The organism is Streptomyces phaeofaciens, from assembly GCF_014648915.1.
GTDB lineage: Bacteria > Actinomycetota > Actinomycetes > Streptomycetales > Streptomycetaceae > Streptomyces > Streptomyces phaeofaciens.
This window is the reverse complement of sequence record NZ_BMSA01000004.1, coordinates 390436-400538: the sequence shown is the minus strand read 5'-3', so window position 1 is coordinate 400538 and position 10103 is coordinate 390436. Positions and strand designations below refer to the sequence as shown.

Here is a 10103-nt window from a genome sequence, read left to right as displayed (position 1 = left end):
AGGGGGTGGCGGGCCAGGACCGCGTCCACCTCCGGCGCCGACGCCGCCGCCAGCCGCCGCGAGACCGGCAGGGAGTCGTCGCCCAGGGCCCGCGCCGCCTTCAGGACCGTGGTGCGGGCCCGGCCCCTCGGCACGCCGGCCGCCGCCCGCTCGTAGAGTTCCGCGCCCTCCTCCAGCACCGAGCCCACGTCGATGCCGGCCGGGATCTTGACGCGCGCGCGGTGCTGCCAGGTGGTGACCGGGTCGCTCCAGGCCTCCACCGTGTACGTCCAGCGGCCCGGCGCGTCCGGGGTCACGTCGGCGCCCCACTGGTCGGTGCCGGGGGCGAGTTCACGCATCGGCGTCCAGGGACCGCGGCGGCCCTTGGGGCCGCGCAGGACGACATTGGCCGCGACGGCGTCGTGCCCCTCACGGAACACGGTCGCCGTCACTTGGAACGTTTCCCCCGCGACAGCCTTGGCCGGGCGTCTGCCGCCCTCCACCGCCGGCCGCACCTCGCGGACCGGAATGCGGCCGATGACAGGGGTCGTGCTCATGGGTCTCACCTTCGTCGTGTTCCTCGCCCGGCCCGGAGCCCGGTCGGACCCGCGGTGCGTCACCGCGCGTCCGCCGGGCCCGCCGCCCGGCTCGTCGTGTTGTCCGCCGGGCCCGTCGCCCGGCTTCCGTTCCGGCATCCGGAACGGGACCGCTTCCTACCGCGCCGCCGCGGAGGGCCGGACCGTCGGCCGGGGCCGTACGTCCTGTTCCTGGAGGTAGGCGGCAGGAGTCGTCGAGCGCAGATAGCGTTCCGCCGCGTCCGCGGCCTCCCGCGCGCAGCGCTTTCCCATGAGCACGCACAACGTGTAGCCCGAGTCCTCGAAAGTGCCCCGCGCCGCGCGGTCCGCGGGGGACGCGAGCATGACGCGCTCCCACACCCGGTACCGCCGCAACTGCCGGGCGACCTCTGTCTTGGCCGGTAGCAGCATGACGCAGTTCACCTTCCGGTGGCTCGATGAATGTTTCACTCATGGTGCACGCGCCGACACCCAGCGTCTTGTTGGATCTTCAATCACCTCGGGAGTGCGCTCGTGTTGCACGAATGGACTAACGCCCGCACTGTGGGAGGTGACTCAGAAGCGATCAGCGCTCACCCTCCGTATTTTCGGCCCGTGAAGGCGTGCGGAGCGGGAGCCTCGCCGGTGAGGAGCCAACGACGATGAAGACCGCAGTTCCCTGCTACTACCACCTCGACGTGGACGTCAGTCCCGAGCGGGTCGGACAGGTCAGGCGCATCCTGGCCGCCCACCTGAGGTACTGGGACCTCGAGACACTGGTCGAACCGGTCTGCCGCGGCGCCGGGATGCTGCTCGAGGCCATCGACGAGCACGCCACGGACAAGCTCATCTCGATCGAGATGTGGTGGAACGGCCAGCACCTGATCACGGCCGTCGGGGGTGACGACCGCGAACTGCGCCCGGACCCCGACCTGCGCGCCTGCCTGGAACACATCGCCGCGATGAGCGACGGCTGGGGCTGCTGCGCCACCGGCACCGGCGGCAAGGTCATCTGGTTCTCGCAGCGGGCCCGCACCGGCGAGCGCGTCCCGCTGGTGCCGACCGCGCCCGAGCCGAGCCTGCGCGAGGTGCTGCAAGTGCCCCGCGACCTGCCCGTGGCCGCCCTGGCCGGCGCGCCGGGTGCGCACAACGGCGTTCTGGAGGAAGCCCGGTGACCTCACGGCCGTACCGGAAGGCAGGGGTGCCCGCCTGGAGCGGGCACCCCTACCCGTTGGGCGCCGACTTCGACGGACAGGGCACCAACTTCGCACTGTTCAGCGAGGTCGCCGAGCGGGTCGAACTGGTGCTCGTCGACGACGACGGCACCACCAGCGCGGTGCAGCTGACCGAGGTCGACGGCTTCGTCTGGCACGGCTATCTTCCGGGCGTCGGGCCGGGGCAGCGCTACGGATACCGGGTGCACGGCCCCTGGGACCCGGCCGCCGGGCACCGGTGCAACCCGGCGAAGCTGCTCCTCGACCCGTACGCGCGCGCCGTCGACGGCCAGGCCGACAACCACCCCTCGCTCTTCGAGCGTGCCGAGGACCGCCCCGACCCGGCGGACAGCGCCGGGCACACCCTGCTCGGCGTGGTCACCGACCCGGCGTTCGACTGGGGCGACGACCGGCCGCCCCGGCGGTCGTACGCCGACACGGTGATCTACGAGACCCATGTCCGCGGTCTGACCCGCACCCACCCCGGCGTCCCGCGCGCCCTGCGCGGCACCTACGCGGGACTGGCGCACCCGGCGGTCACCGGACATCTCACCTCGCTGGGCGTGACCGCGGTCGAACTGATGCCGGTGCACCAGTTCGTCCAGGACGGCGTCCTCAAGGACCGGGGCCTGTCCAACTACTGGGGCTACAACACCATCGGGTACTTCGCCCCGCACCACGCCTACGCCGCCCACGGCACCCGGGGCGGCCAGGTCACCGAGTTCAAGACGATGGTGAAGGCGCTGCACGCCGCCGGTCTCGAGGTGATCCTCGACGTCGTCTACAACCACACCGCCGAGGGCAACGAGAAGGGACCCACGCTCTCCTTCCGGGGCATCGACAACTCCTCCTACTACCGCCTGGTGGACGGCGACTGGTCCCACTACTACGACACCACGGGCACCGGCAACAGCCTGCTCATGCGGCACCCGTACGTCCTTCAGCTGATCATGGACTCGCTGCGGTACTGGGTGACCGAGATGCATGTCGACGGCTTCCGCTTCGACCTCGCGGCCACCCTGGCCCGGCAGTTCCACGAGGTGGACCGGCTGTCGGCGTTCTTCGACCTGATCCAGCAGGACCCGGTGATCAGCCGGGTCAAGCTCATCGCCGAGCCCTGGGACGTGGGGGAGGGCGGCTACCAGGTGGGCAACTTCCCGTCCCTGTGGTCGGAGTGGAACGGCAGATACCGCGACGCCGTACGGGACTTCTGGCGGGCCGAACCCCACTCGCTCGCCGAGTTCGCCTCCCGGCTGACCGGCTCCTCCGACCTCTACGCCCACAGCAGACGCCGGCCGCGCGCCAGCGTCAACTTCGTCACCGCGCACGACGGTTTCACCCTGCGCGACCTCGTCTCCTACAACGACAAGCACAACCAGGCCAACGGCGAGGGGAACCGGGACGGCGAGAGCCACAACCGGTCCTGGAACTGCGGGGCGGAGGGCGACACCGACGACCCGGCGATCCTCGCCCTCCGTGCCCGCCAGCAGCGCAACCTCCTCGCCACGCTGCTGCTCTCGCAGGGCATTCCGATGATCGGCCACGGCGACGAACTCGGCCGCACCCAGCGCGGCAACAACAACGCCTACTGCCAGGACAACGCCGTCTCCTGGATCGACTGGCGGCTCACCGACGGACAGCGGGAGCTGACGGAGTTCTGCCGGCGGCTGCTCGCCCTGCGCGCCGCCCATCCCGTGCTGCGCCGCCGCCGGTTCTTCCGCGGCGAGACCGTGACGCATGCCGGGCAGCCGCTGCCCGACCTGGTCTGGCTGCTGCCGGACGCCCGCGAGATGAGGGCCCGGGACTGGCACCGCGCCGACGCGCACAGCGTCGGGGTGTTCCTCAACGGCGACGCCATCGCCGAACCCGACCCGACGGGCCGGCCGGTCGTCGACGACTCGTTCCTGCTGCTGTTCAACAGCTACTGGGAGCCCGTCGTCTTCCGGCTGCCCGGCGCCGCGTACGGGGAGCGCTGGACGGTGTGCGCCGACACCGCCGAGCCGGAGGGCGGCCGCGACGAGACCGAGTACAAGGCGGGCGGCGAGGTGACGGTGGAGGCACGCAGCCTGATCGTGCTGTCCCGGCCGGCGCGCCGCTCGGAGTGAGAGCGGCGGTCAGGGTTCCCGGCGTGAGGTGACCGTGAACTGGGCGCCGTCGGGATCCCGCAGCACCGCCTCGTCCTCGGTCTCCTCCAGCACACTGCCGCCGTGCTTCTCCGCGGACCGCGCGCAGGCCGCGACGTCCGCGACGGCGAAGTGGACCTGCCAGTGCGGCCGGATCGTCGGGTCCGGGGCCGCCTCCAGCGCGCCCGACACGATCCGGGCGACGACATCACCCCGGCTGCGCAGCACCACCTCGCCGCCCTCGTAGTGGACCTCGCAGCAGCCCGGGCGGTCGGAGGCCCAGTCGAGGACCTCGCCGTAGAAGATCGCGGAGTCGAAGGCGTCGCGGGTGTGCAGCCGGATGAAGGCGGGCGCGTCCTGCCGCCAGGCCTCCCAGTTGCCGATCAGCTCGCCCTCCCAGACGCCGAAGGTGGCACCCTCCCGGTCGGCCAGCAGCGCCGCCCGGCCCGGCGGCAGCGAGATCGGCCCCACCGCCACGGTCCCGCCGCGCTCGCGGGTCCGGGACGCGGCCTCGTCCGCGCCGGGCACGGCGAAGTACGGCGTCCAGGCGACCGCCATCTGCCACATCGCGGCGACGGCGGCGACCCCGGCCACCGGCACGTTGCCGGCCAGGGCGGTGCGGAAGTGGTCGCCGAGCCTCCCCTTGCGCCAGGTCCAGCCCAGCACGGCGCCGTAGAACTCCTGGGTGGCCTCCAGATCGCGGCTGGTCAGACTCACCCAGCAGGGCGCGCCGAACACGGAGTGCGTGGAGACGGACTGCCGCGCGCGTCGCGCGGCGGAGGCGGATTCCGGGTGCTGGTTCATGGCGCTCGCGTTCCTGGTCTCTCGGTCGGCGGCCGGGCGTCTTCCCCCAGTGTCCGGCCGTGACCGGGCCGGGCGCCTGCCGAGTCACCCGGTGGCACGATGGAGGGGTGTCCCGAGTACCGCAAGGCCCTGACGACCAAACGGCCCGGATCTTCGAACTCGAGCGGGAAGTCGACCAGCTGAAGGAGGCGGTCGCCTCCCACGCCGTGGTGGACCAGGCGATCGGCGTCATCGTGGCCCTCGGGCGAGTACCGCCGGACGAGGGCTGGGTGATCCTCAAGGAGGTCTCCCAGCACACGAACATCAAACTGCGCCATGTCTCGGAACTGATCCTCATCTGGGGGCGCAGCGGTGACATTCCCGACGAGATCCGTGCGCTGCTGGAGATCCTGCTGGACCGGCACGGTCCCACGCAGATCCCGGGCGCACCCCCGTTGGAGTGAGTCCGGCGGGGTCAGGGGGCGGCTTCCGCACGCAGCCGGGCGCAGCAGCCGCTGAGCAGGCGGGAGACGTGCATCTGCGAGATGCCGAGCTGATCGGCGATGCGGCTCTGTGTCATGCCCTGGAAGAACCGCAGGTAGAGGATGGTGCGCTCGCGTTCCGGGAGCGCCCGCAGGCTCGGGGTCACGGCCACCCGGTCCACGACGGTGTCGTAGCCGGGGTCGGGGCCGCCGAGCGCGTCGGTCAGGGCGTAGCCGTCGGTGCCCGGCATCTCCGCCTCCAGTGACAGCGCGGAGAAGCACTCCAGCGCCTCCATGCCGGTGCGCACCTCGTCCTCGTCGAGCTGCGCGTACGCGGCGATCTCGGCGACGGTCGGGGCCCGGCCGGGTGTCGTCTGGGAGAGTTCCTTCATGGCGTGCCGCACCCGGTTGCGCAGGTCCTGGACCCGGCGCGGGACGTGCAGGGTCCACATGTGGTCGCGGAAGTGGCGCTTGATCTCCCCGGTGATCGTCGGCACCGCGTACGCCTCGAAGGCGCGGCCGCGGGCGGGGTCGTAGTGGTCCACGGCCTTGACCAGTCCCAGCGCGGCGACCTGGTACAGGTCCTCGAGGGTCTCCCCGCGGCCGCGGAAGCGGACGGCGAGCCGCTCGGACATGGGCAGCCACAGCCGGATCAGCTCGTCCCGCAGGGCCTGCCGCTCCGGACCGTCGGGCAGTCCGCCCAGCCGCACGAACGCCTGAGCGGTGTCCGGGGCGTCGTCGTGGGGGTGCTGCTTCGCTCTGACGGTGGTCGGCATGGTGCGCGCCTCCCGAGGGGGTGGGCCGGGCACCGTGGGACGGACGCGCGTTCGGACATGAGGCCGATCGTCCGGGGCGGCCCACTCGGACTGTCCCACGGGACGTGCCTCCGGTCCGAAGCACTTTCTAGCGGATGCCCGCTAAGCGAGGTTTAAAACAATTAGGTGCTTTGCCTGATTCATTTTGACTCGCCCTTGGGTCCATTACCTCTGAGTCAGAGGTAATCTCCCGGTGTGGAGGAGCAGGAGACCTTTCCCGAAGAGCTGGCCGACGCGCTCGTCGGCGTCCAGCGGCTGCTCAGGCGCCGACTGCGCGCCGGGCTGACCGTGCCCCGGCTGCGCGGCGCCGAGGTCGAGCTGCTGCGGCTCGTCGAGACCCGGCCCGGCATCGGTGTCTCGGACGCCGCCAAGGAGCTGTACCTCGCGGGCAACTCCGTCTCGACCCTGGTCAACCACCTGGTCAGGGACGGCTACCTGGTCCGCGGGACCGACCCAGCCGACCGGCGTGCCGTCCGGCTGCTGCTCACCGAGGCGGCCGAGACCCGGCTGCGCGCCTGGAAGGAGCGGCGCGCCGCACTCGTCGGCCGGCACGTGGCCCGGCTCGACGCCGCGGACCGCCAGGCCCTGCACGCCGCGCTTCCCGCACTGCGCGCACTCGCCGTCAGCCTGCACGAGGAGGCCGAGGAGACATGACCGACGCCATCGCCTGTACCGGACTCGCCTACGCCTTCGGCGACACGCGGGCCGTCGACGGGCTCGACCTGACCGTCCGCGAGGGCGAGGTCTTCGGCCTGCTCGGCCCCAACGGGGCCGGCAAGACCACCGCCATCCGCTGCGTCACCACCCTGCTCCCCGTGCCGCCCGGCATGGTCGCCGTCCTCGGCCACGACGCCGCCCGCGACCGCATGGCCGTCCGCCGGCTGCTCGGCTACGTCCCGCAGCAGCTCTCCGCCGACCAGGGCCTCACCGGCCGGGAGAACGTCTCCCTGTTCGCCCGCGTCTTCGACGTGCCCCGCCGAGAACGCGCCGCACGCGTCGCCCAGGCGCTGGCCGCCGTCGACCTCACCGACGCCGCCGACCGGCTCGCCGGCACCTACTCCGGCGGAATGGTCCGCCGCCTCGAACTCGCCCAGGCCCTGGTCAGCGCACCCCGGCTGCTGATCCTCGACGAGCCGACCATCGGCCTCGACCCGATCGCCCGCACCGGCGTCTGGGAGCACATCACCGCCGTACGCGAGGCCACCGGCATGACCGTCCTGGTGACCACGCACTACATGGACGAGGCCGACCAGTACTGCGACCGGGTCGGTCTGATGCACCGCGGCCGCATCCGCGCCCTCGGCACCCCCGTCGAACTCCGGCAGGGGCTCGGCGAGCGCCGGGGCGCGTCGGCCACGGACCCGCTGCCGAGCCTGGAGGACGTCTTCCGGGACGTCGCCGGCAGCGGCCTCGACGACACCTCAGGAGACTTCCGTGATGTCCGAAGCACCCGCCGCACCGCCCAGCGCGTCGGCTGACCGCGCCCACGCGCAGGGCATCGACCTGCTGCTGCGGCCCCCGGAGCCCCGCGCCGGCTGGCGGCTGCTGCCCGCCCGCGTCGGCGCCCTCTGCGCGGTCGAACTCCAGAAGCTGCGCCACGACCGCACCGAGCTGTACACCCGGGCCGTCCAGCCCGCCCTGTGGCTGCTGATCTTCGGTCAGACCTTCACCCGGATCCGGGCGATCCCCACCGGCGGCATCCCGTACATCGACTACCTGGCGCCCGGCATCATCGCCCAGTCCGCGATGTTCATCGCCATCTTCTACGGCATCCAGATCATCTGGGAACGCGACGCCGGGGTGCTGAACAAACTGCTGGTCACGCCCACTCCCCGCTCGGCACTGATCACCGGCAAGGCGTTCGCGGCCGGGGTGAAGTCGGTGGTCCAGGCGGTCGTCGTGATCGTCATCGCCGCCGTGCTCGGGGTCGCCCTCACCTGGAACCCGCTGAGGCTGATCGGCGTCGCCGTGATCGTCGTCCTCGGCTCGGCCTTCTTCTCCTGTCTGTCGATGACCATCGCCGGCATCGTTCTCAGCCGCGACCGGCTGATGGGCTTCGGGCAGGCGATCACCATGCCGCTGTTCTTCGCCTCCAACGCCCTCTACCCGGTCGCGATCATGCCGGGCTGGCTCCAGGCGGTCAGCAGGTTCAACCCGCTCACCTACGAGGTGGACGCCCTGCGCGGGCTGCTCCTGGGCACCCCAGCGCACCTCGCGCTCGACTACGGGGTGCTGCTCGTGGCCGCCGCGCTCGGCATCGCCGCGGCCTCCTCGCTGCTGGGCCGGCTCGCCCGCTGAGCCCGCCCGGACCACCGAGCCGATCTTGCCCGGCGACGTGATGTGCGGCACGCCCGCGCACCGCCTCCCGACGGCCTCGGACGGATTCTTCCTGCGCACGGCTTGATCAACGATCAAATGGGGTGAACCCCCTGGCCACAGCGCATTCCGCTCATTTGACAGTGCACTGAGCACACGGATAGGAAGCAGCCGGTAGAAGTCGAGAGGTGGACTGTGTACGAGCCGAACGTGGTCGAGGACTGGCAGGAGTACGACGAGCATGCCGGTCTGCGGGTCCGCGTCCACCGTCTGGAGCAGCACGAGCCGCCGCGCGGACGCGACGACGCCGCCGAGGGGCTGACGTACTTCTGTCTGCGGGTGACCGTCGAGAACCGGGGCGCCGGGCACTCGACCATCCACCTCGAGGACGGCCAGATCGACGTACGGATCGGTCCCGACGGCGAGAGCGCGTTCATCGACTGGCGCAATTCGCAGTTCATCGAGGGCTTCGACGTCTATCCGCTGCGCCGCGCCACCGCCGTGATCTACGCCGCCGGGCCCGAGGCCGCGCTGGCCCAGGTCGACGTCCAGGTACAGCTGCGGGTCGACGACGACTGGGCCGATCGCCGGCTGTGGACGGGCGGCATCGGACTGCACGAGGGGTCCGTGCCCGCCGGTGCGGGCCGGGAGAGCCTGGCCGGCCAGATCAGCAACTTCCTGCGCGACCAGGCCGAGGAGGGCACCGCCTGAGGCGGTGCCCGGCCCGGCGGGTCAGTGCGGGATGCCGTCGATGATCTCGCGGGCGCCCTGACGCAGCAGCGCGACCGCCACCGACGTGCCGAGGGTCGCCGGGTCCAGCCGGCCCGCCCACTCGTGGGCGTTCAGCCGGGTCTTGCCGTCCGGGGTGAACACACATGCCCGCAGCGACAGCTCACCGCTGCGGTCCACGTGGGCGAAGCCGGCGATCGGGCTGTTGCAGTGGCCCTGGAGCACGTGCAGGAACATGCGCTCCGCCGTGGCCTCCCGGTGCGTCTTGGGGTCGCCGAGGCCGCTCACCGCGTCGATGAGGTCGTCGTCGCCCTCCCGGCACTGGAGCGCGAGGATGCCCGCGCCGATCGGCGGCATCATCGCCTCCGGCGACAGCACCTCACTGATCACGTCCTGGCGTTCGATGCGTTCGAGACCGGACACCGCGAGCAGCAGCGCGTCCGCCTCGCCCGCCGCCAGCTTCTCCAGCCGCCGGTTGGCGTTCCCGCGGAACGGCACACACTCCAGGTGCGGGTGCGTGGCGGCCAGCTGGGCGATCCGGCGCACCGAGGAGGTGCCGATCCGGGTGCCGGCCGGCAGCTCGTCGAGGGTGAGGCCGCCCGGGTGCACCAGGGCGTCGCGGATGTCGTCCCGCTTCAGGAACGCGGCGAACACCGTGCCCGCGGGCAGCGGACGGTCCGCCGGGACGTCCTTGACGCAGTGCACGGCCAGATCGGCCTCCCCGGCCAGCAGCGCCGCGTCGACCTCCTTGGTGAACGCGCCCTTGCCCTCGACCTGGGACAGGTCGCCCATCCACTTGTCGCCGGTCGTCCTCACGGGGACGACCGAGGTGCGGACACCGGGGTGCAGGACGGCCAACTCGGCGCGGACGCGCTCCACTTGGGCCAGAGCCATGGGGGAGTCGCGGGAGACGATACGAATCAGTTCCGGGACGGACATGCGGGACACGATAGACCCTCGCGCCCCGACTGCCGTGCCGCTTCCCCCTTTCGGCCGCCGGTCCCGGCATGAAACGCCGACGGAAGGGGTAAGGGCCCGCGCCCCGGCCGCTCACGGTCGCTCGCCGAGCGGCCGAGCCGCCGGGTCACCGAGTCGACGAGCGGCCGAG

Annotated in this window: 12 protein-coding genes; 7 read left to right on the top strand and 5 right to left on the bottom strand. The window is 72.0% G+C overall.

The window, feature by feature from the left end; genetic code table 11:
- A partial coding sequence (locus IE275_RS11505) for a maltotransferase domain-containing protein (protein WP_189710476.1) occupies positions 1-536 on the bottom strand: 536 nt, incomplete at its 3' end.
- Between the two features lie 156 nt (positions 537-692).
- Entirely contained in the window at positions 693-965 is a 273-nt protein-coding gene (locus IE275_RS11500) for a DUF5133 domain-containing protein (protein ID WP_189710474.1), read from the bottom strand.
- Positions 966-1195: 230 nt separating this feature from the next.
- On the opposite strand from IE275_RS11500, the gene IE275_RS11495 reads away from it, so the two are divergent.
- Both IE275_RS11495 and glgX read left to right on the top strand, forming a co-directional pair.
- Positions 1196-1708, top strand: coding sequence for a pep a2 (locus tag IE275_RS11495; protein ID WP_189710472.1), 513 nt, complete (start codon positions 1196-1198; stop codon positions 1706-1708).
- A gap of 26 nt (positions 1709-1734) precedes the next feature.
- Entirely contained in the window at positions 1735-3852 is a 2118-nt protein-coding gene (glgX, locus tag IE275_RS11490; RefSeq protein WP_189710534.1) for a glycogen debranching protein GlgX, read from the top strand.
- Positions 3853-3861: 9 nt separating this feature from the next.
- On the opposite strand, the gene IE275_RS11485 is transcribed toward glgX, so the two are convergent.
- On the bottom strand, positions 3862-4674 hold the full coding sequence (locus IE275_RS11485) for a VOC family protein (RefSeq protein ID WP_189710470.1): 813 nt from the start codon (positions 4672-4674) through the stop codon (positions 3862-3864).
- A gap of 107 nt (positions 4675-4781) precedes the next feature.
- On the opposite strand from IE275_RS11485, the gene IE275_RS11480 reads away from it, so the two are divergent.
- Complete coding sequence (locus IE275_RS11480; protein ID WP_189710468.1) at positions 4782-5117, top strand: ANTAR domain-containing protein; 336 nt, start codon at positions 4782-4784, stop codon at positions 5115-5117.
- 11 nt (positions 5118-5128) lie between these two features.
- Here IE275_RS11480 and IE275_RS11475 read toward each other — a convergent pair whose 3' ends face one another.
- On the bottom strand, positions 5129-5911 hold the full coding sequence (locus IE275_RS11475; RefSeq protein WP_189710466.1) for a SigB/SigF/SigG family RNA polymerase sigma factor: 783 nt from the start codon (positions 5909-5911) through the stop codon (positions 5129-5131).
- Between the two features lie 234 nt (positions 5912-6145).
- Between IE275_RS11475 and IE275_RS11470 the strand changes: the two genes are divergently transcribed.
- The 4 genes from IE275_RS11470 to IE275_RS11455 all read left to right on the top strand — a co-directional run bounded on the left by IE275_RS11470 (position 6146) and on the right by IE275_RS11455 (position 8977).
- Complete coding sequence (locus tag IE275_RS11470) at positions 6146-6604, top strand: MarR family winged helix-turn-helix transcriptional regulator (protein ID WP_189710464.1); 459 nt, start codon at positions 6146-6148, stop codon at positions 6602-6604.
- Positions 6601-7428 carry an ATP-binding cassette domain-containing protein gene (locus tag IE275_RS11465; RefSeq protein ID WP_189710462.1) on the top strand — a complete coding sequence of 276 codons (828 nt, stop codon included), beginning with the start codon at positions 6601-6603 and terminating at the stop codon, positions 7426-7428. The genes IE275_RS11470 and IE275_RS11465 overlap by 4 nt, the downstream gene beginning before the upstream one ends.
- Positions 7388-8248: an ABC transporter permease gene (locus IE275_RS11460; RefSeq protein WP_189710460.1), complete on the top strand. Its 861-nt coding sequence runs from the start codon at positions 7388-7390 to the stop codon at positions 8246-8248. Before IE275_RS11465 ends, IE275_RS11460 begins: the two co-directional genes overlap by 41 nt.
- Before the next feature lie 213 nt (positions 8249-8461).
- A complete protein-coding gene (locus IE275_RS11455; protein ID WP_189710458.1) occupies positions 8462-8977 on the top strand; it encodes a hypothetical protein in 516 nt (171 codons plus the stop codon).
- Positions 8978-8998: 21 nt separating this feature from the next.
- On the opposite strand, the gene hemC is transcribed toward IE275_RS11455, so the two are convergent.
- On the bottom strand, positions 8999-9934 hold the full coding sequence (gene hemC / locus IE275_RS11450) for a hydroxymethylbilane synthase (protein ID WP_189710456.1): 936 nt from the start codon (positions 9932-9934) through the stop codon (positions 8999-9001).
- Positions 9935-10103: the final 169 nt, after the last annotated feature.